The sequence below is a fragment of the Streptomyces sp. NPDC051018 genome (assembly GCF_044456085.1).
In the GTDB taxonomy this organism is placed as follows: domain Bacteria; phylum Actinomycetota; class Actinomycetes; order Streptomycetales; family Streptomycetaceae; genus Streptomyces.
Map to the genome: position 1 here is coordinate 871,405 of NZ_JBITFN010000001.1, position 19,811 is coordinate 891,215.

A 19,811-nucleotide genomic window follows, 5' to 3' on the forward strand; every position below is an offset into this window, starting at 1 on the left:
CGGTGCGCGGCCCCTCAGGGTGAATGCATGGAGACTCTGGGCGGTGCCGAGTTCGCACTGGACAACACCTATCTGAACACGTCTTCCTGCGGGGTCCTGCCCCGCCGGGCCGCTGCGGCGATGGGCCGGCTGATCGGGGAGCTGGCGTCCGGTCGGCCCGGCGGCTCGGGCGACGCCGGGACGGTGTCCGCCGCGCGGCGGTCGTTCGCCCGGCTGGCGGGGGTGCCGGAGGAACGGGTCTCCGCCGGCAGCTCGCTCTCGGTGCAGGTCGCGCTGATCGCGAACTCCCTGCCGCCGGGTGCGGAAGTCCTCTTCCCCGAGGGGGAGTACACCTCGGTCGTCACCCCTTTCGCCGTACGGGGTGACCTGGTGCTGCGCTACGCGCCCCTGGCCGGTCTCGCGGAGGCGGTACGGCCGGGGACGGCGCTGGTGGCTTTCTCCTCCGTGCAGTCGGCGGACGGCCGGATCGCGGACCTGCCGGCGGTACGGGCCGCGGCGGCGGCGCACGGCGCCCGTACGCTCGTCGACACCAGCCAGTCGGCGGGGTGGCTGCCCCTGGACGCGGGTGACTGGGACTTCACCGTCACGACCGCGTTCAAGTTTCTGCTGTGCCCGCGCGGGGTCTCGTTCCTCACGGTCACCGAGGAGGCCCAGGAGTCACTGGTGCCGCTCCACGCGGGGTGCTTCGCGTCCGACAGCTGGACGATCTACGGGCCCGTCGAGGACCTCGCGTCGACGGCACGCCGTTTCGACGAGTCCCCGGCGTTCGTGGCGTACCACGGGGCGGTGGAGGCACTCGCGCTGGTGGAGGAGATCGGGGTGCCCGCGATCCACGCGTACGACACCGGGCTCGCGAGGTCGTTCCGGGAGGGGCTGGTCGAGCTGGGGCTGTCCCCGCTGCCGGGGGACTCGGCGGTGGTGGCGGTTCCGGGGCTGGGGCACCGGGTGGCGGATCTGGAGAAGGCGGGGGTGACGGCATCGGACCGGGCGGGGAATCTGAGGCTGGCGTTCCACCTCTACAACTCTCCGGCGGACGTCACCCGCGCGCTCTCCCTCCTGGCGGCCTGACCGGCCTGACGGTCCGGCCCCGGTGGCGGAGCCCCGGGGCCGGACCCGGACTCCGGGCTCGTTTCCGGACACCGGAGCGTGCGAGCGGTCAGGGGAGGCCCGGACAGTCGGCGGTCTGGGCGCAGAGGTTGGTCTCCACCTTGGCGAGGAGCCTCAGCAGTTCCTCCCGCTCCCCGTCCTCCAGCCCGGTCAGTGTGTGCTGCTCCAGGCTCGCCAGCGCGTCCTCCACGGCTGAGCGCAGATCGCAGCTCTCCGCCGTCGCCTCGACGAGGACCGCCCGGCGGTCGGCCGGGTCCGGGTGGCGGCGGACATGGCCCGCCTGCTCCAGGCGCTGGAGCATCTTGGTGACCGTGGAGGGGTCCAGCTCCACCGTCTTGATCAGGTCGCTCTGCCGCACCGGGCCGGACCGCCACAGATGGAGCATCACGAACTCCTGCCCCGGGTACAGCCCCAGCTCCCGGAGCGTCTTGCCCGCGGCCATCCGGTGCAGCCGGGAGACACGGGCGATCGAGTAGCCGACGGGTCCGCCCTGCACGCAGGTCGAGGGCCCTTCGAGGCAGACCGCCTCCGGGCCGGCGGACAGCTCCCGGGGCGCGGTGCCGTCGGCGGGCTCCCCGCGGACGGGGTCGTCGTGGACGAGCTCGCTGCGGGCGGGACCGGCCACGGCCTCGGGCTTCATCGGGCCTCCTCGGGAGCGCTGTACGGGATCCGGGTGACGGTGTACTCGTGGCGAGTTCTCTCCGTTCTGTCCAGTGTCTCCCAGAAATTTTACCTTGGTCGGCCAAGAATCATGGGTTGGTCGACCAAGTAAGTGCGCTACAGTGACTCCCGGCGAGATTGCTTGGCCGACCACATATTCTCTGGGAGTCACTCATGACCACCGCTTTCGACCCGATCGACCTGTCGGGCACACCGCTGGCGAACCGCATCGCGATGGCTCCGATGACCCGCAGCCGCGCCTACGGCCCCGGCCTCTCGCCGACCGAGCTGGTCGCCGAGTACTACGCGCAGCGGGCCGGAGCCGGTCTGATCGTGAGCGAGGGCATCCAGCCGTCCGAGACGGGCCGGGGCTACCCGGACACCCCCGGACTGCACAGCGAGGAGCAGGTGGCCGCCTGGCGCAGGGTCACCGACGCCGTGCACGCCCGGGGCGGCAGGATCTTTGCCCAGCTGATGCACTCCGGGCGCATCGGCCACCCCTCGCTCTTCGAGGACGGCCGGGCGAGCGTGGCGCCCTCCGCCGTCGCCGCGGACGGAGAGCTGTACACGGCCGAGGGCCCGAAGCGCTTCGTCCCCCCGCGCGAACTGCCGGGCGAGGAGATCCCCGCCGTCATCGGGGAGTTCGTCCACAGCGCGCGCAACGCCGTCGAGGCCGGTTTCGACGGTGTCGAACTGCATGGAGCCAACGGCTATCTGATCCAGCAGTTCCTGGCCTCGAACACCAATCGCCGCACCGACGAGTGGGGCGGTTCCGTCCAGAACCGCATCCGGTTCGCCGTGGAGACCGCCACGGCCGTCGCGGGGGCCATCGGCGCCGGACGTACCGGGATCCGGCTCTCGCCCGGCAACACCCACAACGACATCGCCGAGTCCGACCCGCACGAGGTGTACCCGGCGCTGGCCGACCGGCTGGAGCCGCTCGGGCTCGCGTATGTGCACATCGCTGAGAACGTTCCCGGGTCCCGCGAGGTGACCGAGGCCGTACGCAGGCGGTACAGCGGGACGCTCATCCTCAACCCGTTCACCGAGGGACCCACCGACCACCGGGCCCTCGGGCTGGTCGAGGAGGGGCTGGCCGACATGGTCGTCTTCGGCACGCTGTTCCTCGCCAACCCGGACCTGCCGGAGCGGCTGAGGACCTCGGGGCCGTACAACGCCCCGGATCCCACCGCGTTCTTCGGCGGCGACAGCAAGGGGTTCACGGACTACCCGGTGCTCGAACGGGCCGGGCAGCTGACGGACGTCTGAGCGGGGGAAGGGAAACCGGCCGGACCGGCGGCCCGGCCCGCGAGAGTGGCCGGCGGGGGAGCGGGAGCCGGGGCGGCCGGGCCGGGGGCGGGCCCGGCCGGTCGCCGTGGGGCGGGGGCGGTCGCCGGTCGCCGCCGGTTCCGGCCGCCGTACCACAGGCGCCTCACAGGCCGGACCCTGACCCGGCCCCGGCCCCACCCCCGCCCGGTCACCGCACGGTCTACCGGACCGGTGTGAAGTCCCGCGCCCCGATGAACTCCGGCCTCGGCACGGGCGCCGCGAACGGCCGTACGGCCGCGTTCTCCACGCTGTTGAACACGATGAACACATTGCTGCGCGGATAGGGAGTGATGTTGTCGCCCGATCCGTGCATGCAGTTGCAGTCGAACCAGGTCGCCGAGCCCGCCCGGCCGGTGAACAGCCGGATGCCGTGCTGACCGGCGAACCGGGTCAGCGCCTCGTCGGACGGAGTTCCGGCGTCCTGCATCTGGAGTGACTTCTTGTAGTTGTCCTCGGGCGTGGCACCGGCGCACCCGAGGAACGTCCGGTGCGAACCGGGCATGATCATCAGTCCGCCGTTGGTGTCACGGTTCTCCGTCAGCGCGATGGAGACCGACACGGCCCGCATGTTCGGCAGCCCGTCCTCCGCGTGCCAGGTCTCGAAGTCCGAGTGCCAGTAGAACCCCGACGCCCCGAAGCCCGGCTTCACATTGATACGGGACTGGTGGACGTACACGTCCGAGCCAAGGATCTGCCGGGCGCGCCCGACCACCCGCTCGTCGCGCACCAGCTCGGCGAAGACCCGGCTGAGCCTGTGCACCTCGAAGACCGAGCGCACGTCCCGGGACTTCGGCTCGATGATCGAGCGCTCGTCGGCCCGTACGGCAGGGTCGGCGATCAGCCGCTCCATCTCGGCGCGGTAGAGCGCCACTTCGTCGTCGGAGATCTGGTCCTCGACGCCGATGAAGCCGTCGCGTTCGAAATGCTCCAGCTCCGAGCGGAGCATCGGCCCGGGCGCGCCCGGCGCGGACCAGACGACCGGATCCTGGCGCGGGGTCTCCACCTCGGCCGTGCCACGGGTCGGATAGAGGTCGTTGCGTACGCCGGTGGCGGTCGCCATGGTTCAGCCCTCCTCGGTGATCAGGGGATAGACGCCGTTCTCGTCGTGGTCCTCGCGCCCGGTGACGGGCGGGTTGAACACACAGACGCAGCGGAAGTCGGTCTTGGGGCGGAGTGTGTGGCGCTCGTGGCCGTCGAGCAGATACATCGTCCCGGGAGCGATCCAGTGGGTCTCACCCGTCTCGTCGTTGGTGAGTTCGGCCTCGCCCTCCACACAGAGCACGGCCTCGATGTGGTTCGCATACCACATGGACGTCTCCGTACCCGCGTACAGCACGGTCTCGTGGAGCGAGAAGCCCACCTTCTCCTTGGCGAGCACGATGCGCTTGCTCTCCCAGGTGCCGGACGCGGATCTCACATGGCGCTCGGTGTTCTCGATGTCCTTGAACGATCGGACGATCACGGTGTGATGCTGCCTTTCCTGCTCGTCGGGATGCGGATGGGGAGGGACGGTCGCGGCACGCGATCCGGCGGTACGGGCGAACCGCCGGCGCGCGGGCCGGCGGTGCACGTGACCCGGTGGCGCACGCGGTGCGCGCGGGCCGGCGGTGTCAGGCCGTTTCGCGGACCGACCGGGCGAGGATACGCAGCCCCTCGTCGAGTTCCTCGGAGGTGACGGTGAGCGCGGGCAGCAGCTTCACCACCTCGCTCTCGGGGCCGGAGGTCTCCAGCAGCAGGCCCAGTTCGAAGGCGCGGGCGCAGACGGCCGGGGCCCGGGACTTGTCCGCGAACTCAAGGCCCCAGACCAGGCCGCGGCCGCGGAAGGAGGGACCGGTCCCGCCGGGCTCGGTGGCCTCGGCGACGATCGCCAGCAGGGCCTGCTCCACCTGCTCGCCGCGGGCCAGTGTCTGCTTCTCCATCTGGCCGTCGGCCCAGTAGGTGTCGAGCGCGGCGGCGGCGGTGACGAAGGCGGGGTTGTTGCCGCGGAACGTGCCGTTGTGCTCACCGGGCTCCCAGAGGTCCAGCTCCGGCTTGAACAGGCACAGTGACATCGGCAGGCCGTAGCCGCTGATGGACTTGGACAGGGTGACGATGTCGGGGGTGATGCCCGCCTCCTCGAAGGAGAAGAAGCCACCCGTGCGCCCGCAGCCCATCTGGATGTCGTCGACGATCAGCAGCATGTCCTGCCGCTCGCACAGCGACCGGAGCGCGCGCAGCCACTCGGGCCGGGCGACATTGATCCCGCCCTCGCCCTGCACGGTCTCGACGATCACCGCGGCGGGCTTGTTGAGGCCGGAGCCCTGGTCCTCCAGCAGCCGCTCGAACCAGAGGAAGTCGGGCACCTGGCCGTCGAAGTAGTTGTCGAACGGCATCGGGGTGCCGTGTACGAGCGGGATTCCGGCACCGGCCCGCTTGAACGCGTTGCCGGTGACGGCGAGTGAGCCGAGCGACATGCCGTGGAAGGCGTTGGTGAACGAGACGACCGACTCGCGGCCCTTCACCTTGCGGGCCAGCTTCAGCGCGGCCTCCACCGCGTTGGTGCCGGTCGGGCCGGGGAACATCACCTTGTACGGCAGATCGCGCGGTCGCAGGACGATGTTCTCGAACGACTCCAGGAAGGCCCGTTTCGCCGTGGTCGCCATGTCCAGGCCGTGGGTGATGCCGTCGCGTTCGATGTAGTCGATGAGCGCGCGTTTGAGTACCGGATTGTTGTGGCCGTAGTTGAGTGATCCGGCCCCGGCGAAGAAGTCGAGATAGGTGTGGCCGTCCTCGTCGGTGAGCCGGCTGCCCTGTGCGCGGTCGAAGACCGCGGGCCAGCCGCGGCAGTAGCTGCGCACCTCCGACTCCAGGGTCTCGAAGACACTCAGGGCGGGCGGGGTGATGGTCACAGCGTTCTCCAGGTGGTGGTCGGTCAGACGGAGATGGGGCTGATGCGGTAGAGGACTTCAGGCTGGTGCGGCGGCCCGGCGGGATGTCCGTGGTCGGCGGACGCTCCCGTCCCCCCGGGCGTGGTCCGCGTACCGGAGGACCCCGGAGTACCGGAGGACCCGGATGTACCTGAGGGGCCGGACGTACCGGAGGACCCCGGTGTACGAGAAGGGCCGGGCGTACGGGGAGGGCCGGGCGCACCTGAGGGGCCGGACGGAGAAGCGGTTCCCGATGCCGACGGAGGACGGGGGCCGGAGGCCGGCCCGCCGGCGGCATCGCCGGCCCCGGACTCCTCGGGGAACAGATGGCCCGCGAAGAGGACCTCGCGTTCGAGCCGTGCCCCGTGGCGCTCGGCATAGGCGGTGAACAGCCGGTCGGAGGCGGTGTTGTCGGGGGTGACGGTGGTCTCCAGCTCCCGGATGCCCCGGTCGGCGGTGACCCTGGCGGTCAGCGCGTCCAGCAGGGTGCCCGCGAGGCCGCGTCCGCGGTGGGACCGGTCGACGGCGATCTGCCAGACGACGAGCGTCTCGGGCCGGTCCGGCCGTGCGTACCCGGTGACGAAGGCGACGGGCTCCCCGTCCGCGTTCCGCGCCACGAGCGAGGTGGCGGCGAAGTCACGGCACCACAGCAGATAGCTGTACGAGGAGTTGAGGTCCAGGACCTCGGAGTCGCGGGCAATGCGCCAGATCGCGGCTCCGTCCTCCACTCGTGGCGCTTCAATGCGGGTGAATTCATGGTGGGGTGCTGCTCGGACAAGGTTGTCTTGCGCGGCGCTCATGCCCAGCTAATTTACCCAGTCAATTCAAGAAATGCATGGTGGGGAAGGGTTGGGAGAAGAAGGCCCGTGTGTTATCACGCGGGCGCGAGTGCCCCGGCGGAGGGCTGGCGTTTTGGTAGACTTTGTGCCGGACATAGGCCCTGAAACGGGTGCCCTGTGGAGTCGGTCACACCACCCGGTCGGTCAGGTGGGCCCTGTCGAAACCTTAGCGTTTAAGGTCGGAGAACCAGGGCAGAAGAAAACGGGAAGCTGCCATGAATAAAGCGGCTTCCCGTTCTTCCGGTACTTTCTGTACTTCTCTTCGGTTATTCGCCCGTCAATTTTTTGTTCCCATGCACCCGGACGGGGTAACCGAGCTCGGTCATTCCCGCTGGATTCCGGCGCCCGATTCCGGGTGCGGGGCCCGGCCGGCTGTCAGGGCCAGACGTCGGACACCGCGCGCCCGGCCGCTTCCGGATCGACCTCGGCACCCGTCTGTGCCAGGGCCGCGCCCAGCGCCGCCAGACAGGAGCGCACCGCGCCCCGCGTGGCGTCCACGCCGTAGTGGTTCACGCGGATCATCTCCTTGGCGAGCGAGCCGCCACCGGCGATCAGCGGCAGAGAGGGGTCCGCGGCGAGCGCGGCGGCGACCAGTCCGGCCGCGTCCACCCCCGCCGGGGCGCGCAGCGTCGTGGCCACCGGTGCCGCGTCCCGCGCCTCGTACACATAGGGCTCCAGGCCGCCGCCGAGCGCCACGGCACCCGCGCGGGTCGCCGCGGCCGCCGACGCGTGGCGCGCCGTCACCGCGTCCAGCCCCTCGGCCTCGATCCGCTCCACACACGCTTCGAGCGCCAGCATCTCCAGTTGCGCGGGCGCGTGCAGCAGCGTCGTACGGCCGCCGTCGATCCAGCGCTCCTTCCAGTCGAGGAGGGAGAGGTACGAGCGCCGGGGCGCGGCCGGGTTCGCGGCGAACCGCTCCCAGGCGCGGTCGCTCACCGAGACCGCGGAGACGCCCGCGGGACCGCCCATGGCCTTCTGCGCGCCGATCACGCACAGGTCCACACCCCAGGCGTCCGGCAGCAGCGGCTCGGCCGCTACGGAGGCCACCGCGTCCAGCATGAAGAGGGCGCCGTGCGCGCGGACGGCCTCGCCGATCTCCGCGACCGGGTTGGTGTTGCCGGTCGCGGCCTCCGCGTGCACCAGCGAGACGAAGTCGATCTCCGGACGGGCCGCCAGCGCCCGCTCGACCTGCCCGGCGGTGACCGCCGTGTGGAAGGGGACCTCCAGATCGACGACCTCCGCCCCGCAGTCCCGCAGCCAGTTCCCGAAGGTCTGGCCGTACGGACCGGTCACCACGTTCAGCGCGGTCGAGCCGGGGCGCGCGCCGGCGCGGATGCAGCCCTCCAGCGGAAGCAGCGCCTCACCCTGGGTGATCACCACGTCCTGTTCGGTGCCGAGCAGGGCGGCGACCCGCCGTTCGATGCCCGCGAAGTGCGCGGCGGTCAGCGGGGGGAGGTCCAGAAACGGATGTGTCACGGTGGTGCGCCTTCTTCGACGGGTTTGACGGGGTACTGCGGGTACGACGGCTACTGCTGGTACTGCGGGTACGGCGGCTTCTTCGCCCGGGAGGTGTCCCCGCCGGGCTCTTCCGGCCGCTCGGTCGAGGGTACCCACGCGTTCGGACCCCGCGGACACACGCTCGTACGGCGCCGGCACGCGCTCGTACAGTGCAGATATGAGCGATCACACGGTGGTGCATGTGAAGGGGCGGGTGCTCGTCGGCCCGGAGGACGTACGCGACGAACTGTGGATCGTTGGGGGGCGTGTCACCTACGACCGTCCGCCGGGCTCCGGCGACGTCCTGACGGTGCAGGGCTGGGCGCTGCCCGGTCTGGTGGACGCCCACTGCCATGTGGGCCTCGACCGGCACGGTCCGGTGGACGACGCGACCAGCGAGAAGCAGGCGCTGGCCGACCGGGACGCGGGAACCCTGCTGATCAGGGACGCGGGATCACCGTCCGACACCCGCTGGATCGACGACCGCGAGGATCTGCCGAAGATCATCCGGGCGGGGCGCCATATCGCCAGGACCCGCCGCTACATCCGCAACTACGCCCATGAGATCGAGCCCGGCGACCTGGTCGCGTATGTGGCGCGGGAGGCCCGGCGCGGCGACGGCTGGGTCAAGCTCGTCGGTGACTGGATCGACCGGGACGCGGGGGACCTCACGGCGTGCTGGCCGCGGGACGCGGTCCGGGCGGCGATCGCCGAGGCGCACCGGCTGGGCGCGCGGGTGACCGCGCACTGCTTCGCCGAGGACTCGCTCCGGGATCTGGTGGAGGCCGGGATCGACTGTATCGAGCACGCCACCGGGCTCACCGAGGAGACGATTCCGCTGTTCGCCGAGCGCGGGGTCGCCATCGTCCCGACGCTGGTCAACATCGCCACGTTCCCGGCGCTCGCGGACGGCGGCGAGGGCAGGTTCCCCGTCTGGTCGGCCCATATGCGGCGGCTGCACGAGCGCCGTTACGACACGGTCCGCTCGGCGTACGACGCGGGCATCCCGGTCTTCGTCGGCACCGACGCGGGCGGCTCGCTGCCCCACGGCCTGGTCGCGGCGGAGGTGGCCGAGCTGGTGAAGGCCGGGATCCCGCCGCTCGAAGCCCTGTCGGCGACGTCCTGGGGCGCACGGGAGTGGCTCGGCCGGCCCGGACTGACGGAGGGCGAGCCCGCGGATCTGGTCGTCTACGGCACGGACCCGCGGGCGGATGTCGGAGTCCTCGCGGAGCCCCTGCGGGTGATCCTCAACGGGCGGATCGTCGGCTGAACCCCCGCCTCGTGCTCGACCGGCGAAGGCGCTGTGTTGACCGAGCGTTACTTTCCCCCCTTCCGGGTCGTTAGATCACTTTTTGTGGGATCCCCTGCATGCGCCCGGCGCACAACCTCCGGGCCGTGACGGAGGTGTTCCAGGGGAACACCCATGCCGTATGAATCGAAAATGGGTGCGGAAACCCCCCTTTGGAGTGAACTCACGTCAGGTGTCCGTCAGTTCACTCTCCGTGCGTAAAGATGATTGGCGTCTCGGTCGCCGCCGTCCGCGTGTCCCCGTGGAAGGCGGACGACGTCATTCCTCTTGTGGGGGTTCCACCATCTTGAACAGCAATGCCTTTCGCCTGCCCGCCCGCCGCTGCGCCGCCGTTACGGCCGCCGTCGCACTGGTCGCGGCGCCCGTCGCGTTCGCCGGCCCGGCGCACGCCACCGGAGGCGACGCGGAGGGACGGGCGAGTGCGGTCGTGCTCCGTGCGGGGCTCGATGTCTCCCTGCTCAACAAGTCCGTCAACATCCCGCTCAGCGCGTCCCTCAACGAGGTCAAGGCACCCGCCAGCGCCGAGAAGACCGCGCTGACCGTGCAGCTCGACGGCGTCGACCAGGGCAAGCCCTTCCAGATGCTGCGCGCGGACGTGGCCACGGCGAAGGCCACGGCGGACAAGAAGAAGTCCGAGGGGTACGCCAACCTCGCGCGGGCCAGGGTCCATGTCCCCGGACTCCCGCTGCTCTCGCTCATCGAGGTCGAGAAGGTCACCTCCAAGGCGGTGTGCGAGGCGGGGAAGAAGCCGATCGCCGAATCGAATGTGCTCGGCCATGTGAAGGTGCTCGGCCAGAAGGTCACCCTCACCGCGGGCGGCCAGACCAAGGTCGAGGTTCCGGGGGTCGGCAAGGTGACCCTCGACCTCTCCAGGACCGAGACCACCAGCCGTACGGCCGCGGCCACCGCGCTCGAACTGAAGGTGGCGGTCAATCCGCTCAATCTGAATGTCGCCGAGGTCGACGGCACCGTCACCCTCATCGAGGCGAAGTGCGAGGCGCCCAAGGCGCCGGAGCGCGAGGAGAAGCCGGAGGAGCCCGAGGGCGAGGAGAAGGAGGAGTCGACGACCGGCGGCTCCACGCCCGACGTCAAGACCCAGGGCGGCGACGACACGCCCACGGAGAACCTCGCCGAGACGGGCGGCAGCTCCACCACGATGTACCTCGCCGGCGGCTCCGCGATCCTGCTGGGCCTCGGCGGCGGGGCGCTCGTGATGGCACGCGCCCGGGCCCGCAGCCGCGCGTGACGCTCCGGAGCTGAGCGCGGTGAGCGCGGTGCGCTCCGAGCACGGGGTAGCACCGTAGGCACGGAGACGGCCGTGAAAGGCATCGAGATGGTGGTGCCGGGACGAGGCTGAGGAGGCGCTGAGAGGCGCTGAGACGGGAAACCACCGCCCCGAGGGGCAGACCAGGGACCTGTGGCCGGGGGCTACAGGTCCCTGACCGTTGCGGGGGCGGCTGCGTCCGGGCGTCCGGGCGGGGCTTCCCCGGCGTCCCGGGCCCGGCTTTTCGGCCGTCCCGTCTCGGCCTTCGCGGGGCCGGTCGGCCGGGCGTCCGGGCGGCCGAATGCCGAGGCGGCCGGAGGGCCCGGAGTCCGGCCGGAGGGCCCTGCCGGTCGGACCGGCGGGCGGCCCCGGACCGGCTCAAGGGCCCTGCCGGCCCGGCCCGAGGGCCTGGCACGGGGCGCCCTCCCGGCCCGACGGCTTGGCCCGGGGCGCCCTCACGGCCGACCCGGGCCCTCCGGGACGTTCTGCCCGGCTTCCTCCGGTCACAAGGTGCCGGCGGCCGGCCCGGCTGCGGGACTCGGCAGTCATCGGCGGGGCGGCGGCCGCACCCTCGTCCAAGAGCAGCCCGTATCCCCGCCCGAGCACGGGCCGTAGCTCCGCCCGGCCACGGTCCGTGGGCCCGCCCGAGCACGGGCCGTGTGCCCGACCGGTACGGGCCCGATCGGGTACCGGCCCCGTCGGGTACGGGACAGAACGCCGGGCACCCGGGGCGGGAGCGGCGGTGGCGGCCCTACCCCCCGACCATCGCCAGAGCCTGGTCCAGTGCCTGGAGAAAACGATTCGTCGTTGTACGGTCGCGGACCGCCAGGCGGATCCAGCCCGGGCCGAGGCCCGGAAAGGTGTCCCCGCGGCGGGTGGCGAAGCCCAGCCGCCGCAGACGTTCGCGGACCTCCGCGCCCCGGCGTACGTGGATGAGCACGAACGGCCCCTCCGCCGCCTCCACCGCCCGGACCTCCTCGAACTCCGCGAGCCCCGCGAGCAGATGCGCCCGGTCCACCGCGATCCGCGCCGCCGCCCGGCCCGCCTCCCGCAGTGCCGCCGGGGCCGTACAGGCCTCCGCGGCCGTCAGCGCGGGGGACGACACGGGCCACAGCGGCTGCGCCCGCTCCAGCGCTGCGATCGTCTCCGGCTCCGCCAGTACGTATCCGATACGCAGCCCCGCGAGCCCCCAGGTCTTGGTGAGACTGCGCAGGACCACCAGCCCCGGCACATCCGTGCGGTCCGCCAGGGTCTCCGACTCGTCCGGGACCGCGTCCATGAACGCCTCGTCCACGACGAGCAGCCGCCCCGGCCGGGCGGCGGCGGTCAGCGCGGAAGCGGGATGCAGCACGGACGTCGGGTTCGTCGGATTGCCGACCATCACCAGATCGGCGTGCCCGGGCACCGCCGACGGATTGAAACGGAAGCCGTCCCTCTCCCGCAGCAGCAGGCGCTCCACCTCATGGCCCGCGTCCCGCAGCGCCGCCTCGGGCTCGGTGAACTGCGGGTGCACGACCAGTGGATGACGTACCGTCAGGGCCCGTGCCAGCAGGACGAACGCCTCGGCCGCCCCCGCAGTGAGCAGCACCCGCTCCACCGGCAGGCCGTGCCGTTCGGCCACCGCGGCCCGTGCGGACCGCCCGTCCGGATAGGCGGCGAGCGATGCCAGGGACCCGGCGATCCGCTCCCGCAGCCAGTCGGGGGGCGTGTCCGCCCGCACATTGACCGCGAGATCGGTCAGTTCCCCGTCCGCGTCCCGCAGCTCCGCGTCTCCGTGGTGGCCGAGATCGTGCGGATCAGTGTGCGTGTGCATGGTTGCCGTGCTGGTGCCCCGGTCCACCGTGATCGCCGTGCCCGTGCCCGGGTCCGTGACCATGTCCGTGTCCGTGTCCGTGGTGGTGACCGTCGTCGTCCGGGTGGAAGTGCGGCTGCTGCGGCATGCCGACCTTCTCCTCGAAGCCGGGCAGGGCGATCCGGTACACGCACGAGTCGCAGTTCATCCGGATGTCCCCGGCCACCGCCTCCCGGTAGCGCTCCATCACCAGATCGAGCAACTCCTCGGTGGGGCCGATCACATCGGCCGACAGGACCTCCGCCTCCGGATGGTCACCGGACCAGCTCCGGGTCTGCGCCCGCACCCGCTCCGGCAGGATGCCGGTGAACAGGAAGTACGGCAGTACGACGATCCGCCGTGCCCCCAGCCGCAGGCACCGGTCCAGCCCGCTCGGCACATCGGGCGCGGCCAGCGACACGAAGGCCGTCTCGACACCCGCGTACTCGCGTCCCTCCCACAGCAACCGGGCCGCCTTCAGCACCTCGGCGTTGGCGTCCGGGTCGGTCGAACCCCGGCCCACCAGCAGTACGGTGACCTCCGAGCGATCGGCGGAGGGGTCGCCCAGAGCCTCGGCTATCCGCCGCTCCAGCACCGCCAGCAGGCCCGGGTGCGGGCCGAGGGGACGGCCGTAGGAGTACGAGATGCCCGGGTGCCGCTCCTTCTCGCGGGCCAGCGCGGCCGGAATGTCCCCCTTGGCGTGCCCGGCCGACACCAGCATCAGCGGCACCGCGGCGAAGCGCCGTACTCCGCGCTCCACCAGTTCGGTGACGGCCTCGCCGAGCGGAGGCGGGGACAGCTCGATAAAGCCCCCGGCGACGGGGAGCGAAGGGTTGCGGCGTCCCAGTTCCCGTACGAAGTCCCGGAAGGCGCCGGCCCCCGCTTCGTCACGGGTGCCGTGGCCGGCGATGAGCAGTGCGGGCGGGGTGGTCACGCTTTCTCCTTGGGGTGAGGGTGGTACAGCAGGGCGTTGAGCGCCGCCGCGGCGACGGCGCTGCCCCCTTTCTCGGACACATTGCTGACGGCCGGGAGCCCGCTCTCGCGCAGGGCGGCCTTGGACTCGACGGCACCGACGAAACCGACGGGCAGCCCGATGACGAGCGCCGGGCCGGCGTTCAGCGCCAGCAGCTCCTCGAGCGCGGTGGGCGCGCAGCCGACGACCCAGATCGCCCCGGGACCCACCTGCTCGTACGCCAGCCGTACGGCGTGGGCGGACCGCGTCAGACCCTCATCCGCCCGGGCGTCCCGCAGCCGGCAGACCGTCTCGCGGCGGGTGATCCCCGCCGCCACCATCTCCACGTCGACGACGACGGGGGCGCCGGAGTGCAGGGCGCCGTGCGCGGCCGTGAGGGACTCCTCGTCGCAGACGAGATCCGCCGCGTAGTCGAGATCGGCGGCGGAGTGCACCACCCGTTCCACGACGGCGCGGGTCAGCGGGGGCAGCCCGGTGGTGTCCAACCGTGCCCGCAGCCTCCGGAACGACTCCTGCTCGATGGGGTGGACGACACGGGTCATACGGCGGCTCCGGAACGGGGATCGGTGCGGTGGGACCCGGCGGATCGCGAGACCTCCGGGATACGGCCGGAACCCGGCGTTCCCGTGCCGGGGACCGGGCGCGAGGGCCGGGGAGTGCGGCTTTGAGGTCCGGGGGGCCGGTGCCCGGTCCGGGAGCTCAGGCGCCCGGGGCACGGAGTCCGGGACGCCGGCCGGGGAGCCTGGCGCTCCGGTCCGGGAATCCCGCACCGCGGCCCGGGAGTCCGGAGCATCGACCGGAGCGTCCGGTGCCTCGGCCCGGACGTCGGTTGCCGCCGTCCGGGGACCCGGTGGTGCTCCGGCGGGGCCGGGTGGGCCCGTGCGCGCTCCAGGCCGACGCATGCCCGGGCCAGGGCTCGGCCCGCTCGGCGGTGGGGCCGTCCGGCCGGGGATTCAGGCGCCCAAGGCGCCGTCGGCAGTCGCCGTGCCGGGTACGGCCCCGCGACCGGCGGCGTACGGATCGCCGATCGTGCGCCGGACCCGCCGGGCACCTTCTCGGCCACCGGTCCGTCGGCCGCGCGGATACCCGGGATCACGACTGCCACCGGTAGCCGCGCGGGGTCACCATGCGGCCCGCGATCTCGCGGGTGGCCGTGTTGCCGACCGTCACGACCGTCATCATGTCCACCGAAGCCGGATCCACTCCGCCGAGGGTGGTCAGTCGGCTGGATTCGTCCGGCCGGGACGCGTTCCGCACCACACCCACCGGCGTATGCGGAAACCGGTGCTCCGCCAGGATCTCCAGGGCCTTCGCGAGCTGCCAGTGGCGGCCCCGGCTGCGCGGGTTGTAGAAGGTCACAATGAGGTCCGCCTCGGCCGCCGCCCGGACCCGGCGCTCGATGACCTCCCACGGTGTGTGCAGATCGGAGAGGCTGATCGACACATGGTCGTGGCCGAGCGGCGCGCCCAGGATCGCCGCCGCCGCGAGGGCCGCCGTCACACCGGGTACGCCCACCACGTCGATGTCGTCCGACGCCTCGGCGAGCGCGGGCGACGCCATCGCGTACACCCCCGCGTCACCGCTGCCGATCAGCGCGACCGCGCGCCCCGCACGCGCCTCGGCCACGGCGGTGCGGGCACGCTCCTCCTCCGCGCCGAGCCCGGACTCCAGCACCCGGGTCCCCGGCCGCAGGAGATCGAGGATCTGATCGACGTACTGGTCGAGCCCGACGAGGACCGAGGCCCGCCGCAGCTCGTCCGTCGCCCGGGGCGTGAGCAGATCACGCGCGCCCGGCCCGAGGCCGACCACGGCGAGCCGCCCGCGCGGCCGTCGGCGCACCACCGCGCAGGTCGCCATCGCGGCCCGCTCCGCGGGGCTCGACTTCCGCTTCGGTACGAGGAGTTCCCCGCCCGCCGCGAGCGCGGCCGCCTCGGCGACCGACGGGGTCCCCACCGCCGCCAGGGGCGCCTCGGACGGATTCGGTACGGGGACACCCGCCAGGCGCTCCGCCGAATGGGTCACCAGGGGCACCCCCAGCGCCCGCGCCGCGCCCACGATGCCCGGCTCACCGGCCTTCGCGTCGACGGTCGCCAACTCGGCGACGCTCAGCGCCGAAAGACCGGCTTCGCGCAGCGTCTCCTCGACGAGTCCGAGGACTTCCTCCAGGGGTGCCCCCAAGGACGCGCCGACCCCGACGACCAGTGAGGGGGGCCGCAGCACCGCCTGGCGGGGCTCCGCCGCGACGAGCCGGTCCGTCACCCGCAGCACCACCGGCGCCGGATCGGGCCCCACATTCGGCGGCAGCGGGGGCAGCGGCCACACCGCGTCCGCCCGCAGTTCCACCGGCTCGCCGTCCAGGACGGCCCGGCTCACGGCCGCGACCGCGCCCTCGACCGGCATCCCCAGGGTGTCCAGACCCGGCACGTCCGCCGCGTCCGTGGCCGTTGTGACCACCGGCTCACAGCCGAGGACGTCCGCGACCCGGCCCGCCAGTTCGTTCGCGCCGCCGCCGTGCCCGCCCAGCAGGGACACCGCGTACCGCTGTCCCTCGTCCACGCACACCACACCGGGATCCGCCGTCTTGCCCTCCAGCAGCGGGGCGATCAGCCGTACGACCGCACCCGTCGCCAGGAAGCAGACCAACTGCTCGCACTCCGCGAACGCGCGCTCCACGGCGGTCCGCACGGGCCCCTCGTACACCCGGGTACGGCCGGGCCAGGCCGCCGCGAGCCGGTCACGGGCGGCGGCACCGGACGCCGTCGCCGAGATCAGGCCGATCACAGGACTCCTCCTTCTCGTTGGACGCCATCTCGTAGGCCGTCCTGGTGGTCGTCGGGCTCTGGTCCTCCGCGCTCCGGATGTCCGCGATCTGGTCGCTCCGGTTCTCCGTCGCGCGCGGGTGCCGACACACCGGGCGGGGAGCGGTCGCCCCACAGCAGGAAGACCGGGTTGACCGCCGCGAGCCGGGTCACGTCCCCGGGCAGCGGGGCGAGCCGGGACGCGTTCAGCAGAACGCCACCGGTGGTGAAGCCCTCCGCGGCGAGCGCGGAACCCACCCCGGGGACCCGGTCCAGCGCCGCCAGTGCGACGACCACCGTGCGCCGGGCCCGCCGCGCGCACGCGCCGACGATCGCGGGCAGATCACCGCCCCCGCCCCCGATGAACACCGCGTCCGGGTCCGGCAGATCCGCCAGCGCGGCGGGTGCCCTCCCGTGCACGGCCAGGACGTCCACACCGTGCGCGACCGCGTTCGACCGGATCCGCCCGACACCGTCCGCGGCCTTCTCCACCGCGACCACGGCGGCGCCGAACCGGGCGCACTCGACGGCCACCGATCCGGAGCCCGCGCCGATGTCCCACACCAGATCGCCCGTACGCGGCCCGAGGCGGGCCAGCGCCAGCGCCCTCACCTCGAACTTGGTGATCATCGAGTCCCGGTGCGCGAACTCGTCCTCGTCCAGCGCCCACCGGGAGGGACGGGACCGGGGCCCGGCCACGGTGAGCGGCTCCGCGGCCAGCGCCCGGGACTCGTCCAGACACAGGACCACGCTCACCGCGTCCCACTCCCGGGCGGCGGCCCGCTCCGGCGACAGCCGCTCGACGCGCTCCCGCCGGGGGTCGCCGAGCGCGGAAGCCACCACCAGCGTCCGGCCCGTGCCGGTGAGCGCGGCACCCAGCTCGGCGGGGCCCGCGCCGGGGCCGGTCAGCACCGCCGTCTTGGGGTGCGCGCGGCACACATGGACCGCGGTGCGCAGATCACGGCCATGGGCGCTGACCACGACCGCGTCGTCCCACGGCAGTCCGACGCGGGCGAACGCGACGGCGACGGACGGGGCTCCGGGCCGTACGTCCAGCGCATCAGGCCCGAAGCGGCCGGCCAGGGCCCGGACGATCCCGAAGAACCCCGGGTCCCCGGAGGCGAGGACCACCACGCCGGGCACCCCGCCGGGCGCCCCCCGGGGACCCGTGCCCGGCCCGCCCCGGCCGAGCACCGACCCGGCGCCGCCGAGCACCGACTCGATACGGTCGAGGGCGGGGTCCAGCGGGCCGAGGACGATCCGCTCGGCCCGGGCGGGCACGCCGGCCGCCGCCAGATGCCGGGCCGCGCCCGCGACCAGCGACGCCGACGCCAGGGCCTCGGCGTCCGGGGCCGGCAGCGGCGCCCCCGTACCCGTACCGATGACGGTGATCACGGCGTCGCACCCTCCGCGCGCAGCGCCCTGCGGGCGGCCGGATCGGCCCTGCGGAAGCCGTGGAAGTGCCCCGGGTGGTAGAGATGCGAGCGCGTGCCGGAAGCCGAGAGCGCCGGACCGACCAGGAACAGCGTGTGCTTCCAGAGCCGGTGCACCTTGACGGTCTCCTCCAGCGTCCCGACCGTGCAGCGCAGGATCAGTTCCTGAGGCCAGGTCGCCTGGTACGCGACGACCACCGGCGTACTCGTCGGATAGCCGCCCTCCAGCAGTTCCTGGGCGAGCTGCCCCGAGCGCGCCGCCGACAGGAAGAGCGCCATCGTCGTCCCGTGCCGTGCGAACTCCCGTACCTCCTCGCCCGGCGGCATCGGCGTCTTCCCGCCGCCCAGCCGGGTCAGGATCACGGACTGCGCGACCTCCGGGATCGTCAGCTCCCGCTGCGCGATGGCGGCGACCGCCGAGAACGACGACACCCCCGGCACGATCTCCACCTCGATGCCCAGCTCCGCGCAGCGGTCGACCTGCTCCTGTGTACCGCCCCAGAGCGCGGGGTCGCCGGAGTGGATACGGGCCACCTTCAGGCCCTCGTCCCGTGCCCGCTCGTAGACGGCGACCACGTCCTCCAGGGACAGGGCGGCCGAGTCGAGGATCTCGGCGCTCTCACGGGCGTGGTCGAGCACCTCGGACTGCACCAGGCTCGCCGCCCAGATGACGACATCGGCGGCGGCGATCGCCCGCGCGGCGCGGAACGTCAGCAGATCGGCGGCACCGGGGCCGGCGCCGACGAACGTCACCTTGCCGGGTACGCCGGATACGGCATCGGCCATGACGGGTCCTCTCGGAACAGCGGAATCGTGGGTCGCACGACTCGGATCGAATGTCTCGGATCGAATGTCTCGGGTGAAATGTTCGGGCTGAGATGTCTTGCGGGGAGGGGCTTGAGTAAGGGGCTTGGGCGGCGGGCGGAAAAACGGTGGCGGGCGGGCGTGGCACGTGTCGGCTGTCAGGGTCGGGCGGACTCGGGTGGCGGGCGGCCGGGGGTGGGCGGGTCCCGGCGGTCTGCGGGCAAACGGGTGAACCGGACGGGTCCGAAGGAGAGAAGACCCGGCTCAATCCGCTAGCAAGGGCGCATGGCGGTGTTCGTCGCGCTCGGCGCGTTCCTGATGACGCTGTTCGGCGGGTGGACGGCCCAGCGCGTCACCGACCGGCGGCACCTCGTGCTCGGGCTGGCCGGCGGGCTGATGCTCGGCGTGGTCGGCCTCGATCTGCTGCCGGAGGCGCTGGAGGCGGCGGGCCGGCCGGTCTTCGGCGTACCGCAGGCGCTGCTGCTCTTCGTCGGCGGCTTTCTCACCGCTCATCTGGTGGAACGGCTGCTGGCCGCGCGCCAGGCGGCACACGGGGCCGGCGAGGAGGAGAAGGTCCCGCAGGTGGGACTGACGGCGGCCGCGGCCATGGTCGGCCACAGCCTGATGGACGGCATCGCCATCGGCGCGGCCTTCCAGGTCGGCGAGGCCATGGGGCTCACGGTGGCGCTCGCGGTCATCGCCCATGACTTCGCGGACGGCTTCAACACCTACACCCTCACCAGCCTCTACGGGAACACCCGGGCCAAGGCGGTCGCCATGCTCGTCGCCGACGCCCTCGCCCCGGTGGTCGGGGCGGCCTCCACCCTGCTGTTCACCATTCCGGTGGAACTGCTCGGCAGCTACCTGGGATTCTTCGGCGGCGCTCTGCTCTATCTCGCCGCCGCCGAGATCCTGCCGGAGGCGCACCACACCCACCCGGGGCGTTCCACCCTGCTGTGCACCGTCGGGGGAGTGGCCTTCATCTGGCTGGCGGTGGGCCTGGCCGCATGAGCCCGCCCGGTGGTGGGGGCCGGGGTGTGCCCCCGCCCCGCCGGCTGAGC

Annotated in this window: 16 protein-coding genes and 1 pseudogene; 5 read left to right on the forward strand and 12 right to left on the reverse strand. The window is 72.7% G+C overall.

Going from position 1 to position 19,811, the window contains the following annotated elements:
- The first annotated feature begins 27 nt into the window (after positions 1-27).
- Complete coding sequence (locus tag ACIBCM_RS03550) at positions 28-1,068, forward strand: aminotransferase class V-fold PLP-dependent enzyme (RefSeq protein WP_399239657.1); 1,041 nt, start codon at positions 28-30, stop codon at positions 1,066-1,068.
- A gap of 88 nt (positions 1,069-1,156) precedes the next feature.
- Here ACIBCM_RS03550 and ACIBCM_RS03555 read toward each other — a convergent pair whose 3' ends face one another.
- A complete protein-coding gene (locus ACIBCM_RS03555; RefSeq protein ID WP_399239659.1) occupies positions 1,157-1,747 on the reverse strand; it encodes a MarR family winged helix-turn-helix transcriptional regulator in 591 nt (196 codons plus the stop codon).
- 194 nt (positions 1,748-1,941) lie between these two features.
- On the opposite strand from ACIBCM_RS03555, the gene ACIBCM_RS03560 reads away from it, so the two are divergent.
- The gene (locus tag ACIBCM_RS03560; protein ID WP_399239661.1) at positions 1,942-3,036 is read left to right on the forward strand and encodes an alkene reductase; all 1,095 of its coding nucleotides are present in this window, start codon (positions 1,942-1,944) and stop codon (positions 3,034-3,036) included.
- A gap of 220 nt (positions 3,037-3,256) precedes the next feature.
- On the opposite strand, the gene thpD is transcribed toward ACIBCM_RS03560, so the two are convergent.
- From thpD to ACIBCM_RS03585, 5 genes and pseudogenes are all read right to left on the reverse strand, one after another.
- Positions 3,257-4,156 (reverse strand): ectoine hydroxylase, encoded by a 900-nt coding sequence (gene thpD / locus ACIBCM_RS03565; RefSeq protein ID WP_399239663.1) that lies wholly within the window; start codon positions 4,154-4,156, stop codon positions 3,257-3,259.
- Positions 4,157-4,159: 3 nt separating this feature from the next.
- Entirely contained in the window at positions 4,160-4,558 is a 399-nt protein-coding gene (locus ACIBCM_RS03570) for an ectoine synthase (protein ID WP_389268452.1), read from the reverse strand.
- A 148-nt stretch (positions 4,559-4,706) separates the two neighbouring features.
- Complete coding sequence (gene ectB, locus ACIBCM_RS03575) at positions 4,707-5,984, reverse strand: diaminobutyrate--2-oxoglutarate transaminase (protein WP_399239666.1); 1,278 nt, start codon at positions 5,982-5,984, stop codon at positions 4,707-4,709.
- A gap of 326 nt (positions 5,985-6,310) precedes the next feature.
- A pseudogene (ectA, locus tag ACIBCM_RS03580) lies at positions 6,311-6,802 on the reverse strand (diaminobutyrate acetyltransferase); the annotation flags it as partial.
- A gap of 414 nt (positions 6,803-7,216) precedes the next feature.
- Positions 7,217-8,317 (reverse strand): pyridoxal-phosphate-dependent aminotransferase family protein, encoded by a 1,101-nt coding sequence (locus ACIBCM_RS03585; RefSeq protein ID WP_399239668.1) that lies wholly within the window; start codon positions 8,315-8,317, stop codon positions 7,217-7,219.
- A gap of 199 nt (positions 8,318-8,516) precedes the next feature.
- Here ACIBCM_RS03585 and ACIBCM_RS03590 point away from each other — a divergent pair, with 199 nt between their 5' ends.
- Positions 8,517-9,608, forward strand: a complete 1,092-nt coding sequence (locus ACIBCM_RS03590; RefSeq protein ID WP_399239670.1) for an amidohydrolase family protein — start codon at positions 8,517-8,519, stop codon at positions 9,606-9,608.
- Between the two features lie 325 nt (positions 9,609-9,933).
- Complete coding sequence (locus tag ACIBCM_RS03595) at positions 9,934-10,893, forward strand: SCO1860 family LAETG-anchored protein (RefSeq protein ID WP_399239673.1); 960 nt, start codon at positions 9,934-9,936, stop codon at positions 10,891-10,893.
- Positions 10,894-11,662: 769 nt separating this feature from the next.
- Here the strand turns inward: ACIBCM_RS03595 and cobC are convergent.
- The 6 genes from cobC to cobM all read right to left on the reverse strand — a co-directional run bounded on the left by cobC (position 11,663) and on the right by cobM (position 18,732).
- Complete coding sequence (gene cobC, locus ACIBCM_RS03600; RefSeq protein WP_399239675.1) at positions 11,663-12,724, reverse strand: Rv2231c family pyridoxal phosphate-dependent protein CobC; 1,062 nt, start codon at positions 12,722-12,724, stop codon at positions 11,663-11,665.
- Positions 12,708-13,676: a sirohydrochlorin chelatase gene (locus ACIBCM_RS03605; RefSeq protein ID WP_399239677.1), complete on the reverse strand. Its 969-nt coding sequence runs from the start codon at positions 13,674-13,676 to the stop codon at positions 12,708-12,710. The genes cobC and ACIBCM_RS03605 overlap by 17 nt, the downstream gene beginning before the upstream one ends.
- A complete protein-coding gene (locus tag ACIBCM_RS03610) occupies positions 13,673-14,257 on the reverse strand; it encodes a precorrin-8X methylmutase (RefSeq protein ID WP_399239679.1) in 585 nt (194 codons plus the stop codon). Before ACIBCM_RS03610 ends, ACIBCM_RS03605 begins: the two co-directional genes overlap by 4 nt.
- Before the next feature lie 550 nt (positions 14,258-14,807).
- Entirely contained in the window at positions 14,808-16,496 is a 1,689-nt protein-coding gene (gene cobJ, locus ACIBCM_RS03615) for a precorrin-3B C(17)-methyltransferase (RefSeq protein ID WP_399239681.1), read from the reverse strand.
- Entirely contained in the window at positions 16,493-17,908 is a 1,416-nt protein-coding gene (cbiE, locus tag ACIBCM_RS03620) for a precorrin-6y C5,15-methyltransferase (decarboxylating) subunit CbiE (RefSeq protein WP_399239684.1), read from the reverse strand. The genes cobJ and cbiE overlap by 4 nt, the downstream gene beginning before the upstream one ends.
- Entirely contained in the window at positions 17,905-18,732 is an 828-nt protein-coding gene (gene cobM, locus ACIBCM_RS03625) for a precorrin-4 C(11)-methyltransferase (RefSeq protein ID WP_399239686.1), read from the reverse strand. Before cobM ends, cbiE begins: the two co-directional genes overlap by 4 nt.
- A 303-nt stretch (positions 18,733-19,035) precedes the next feature.
- Between cobM and ACIBCM_RS03630 the strand changes: the two genes are divergently transcribed.
- Complete coding sequence (locus ACIBCM_RS03630; protein WP_399239688.1) at positions 19,036-19,761, forward strand: ZIP family metal transporter; 726 nt, start codon at positions 19,036-19,038, stop codon at positions 19,759-19,761.
- Positions 19,762-19,811 lie beyond the last annotated feature (50 nt).

Excerpts from the sequence above, each read along its gene's own strand:
- ACIBCM_RS03560 (WP_399239661.1), top strand. The coding sequence starts at position 1,942 with ATGACCACCGCTTTCGACCCGATCGACCTGTCGGGCACACCGCTGGCG.
- ACIBCM_RS03630 (WP_399239688.1), top strand. The coding sequence starts at position 19,036 with ATGGCGGTGTTCGTCGCGCTCGGCGCGTTCCTGATGACGCTGTTCGGC.
- ACIBCM_RS03550 (WP_399239657.1), top strand. The coding sequence starts at position 28 with ATGGAGACTCTGGGCGGTGCCGAGTTCGCACTGGACAACACCTATCTG.
- ACIBCM_RS03555 (WP_399239659.1), bottom strand. The coding sequence starts at position 1,747 with ATGAAGCCCGAGGCCGTGGCCGGTCCCGCCCGCAGCGAGCTCGTCCAC.
- thpD (WP_399239663.1), bottom strand. The coding sequence starts at position 4,156 with ATGGCGACCGCCACCGGCGTACGCAACGACCTCTATCCGACCCGTGGC.
- cobC (WP_399239675.1), bottom strand. The coding sequence starts at position 12,724 with ATGCACACGCACACTGATCCGCACGATCTCGGCCACCACGGAGACGCG.
- ACIBCM_RS03610 (WP_399239679.1), bottom strand. The coding sequence starts at position 14,257 with ATGACCCGTGTCGTCCACCCCATCGAGCAGGAGTCGTTCCGGAGGCTG.
- ACIBCM_RS03590 (WP_399239670.1), top strand. The coding sequence starts at position 8,517 with ATGAGCGATCACACGGTGGTGCATGTGAAGGGGCGGGTGCTCGTCGGC.
- cobM (WP_399239686.1), bottom strand. The coding sequence starts at position 18,732 with ATGGCCGATGCCGTATCCGGCGTACCCGGCAAGGTGACGTTCGTCGGC.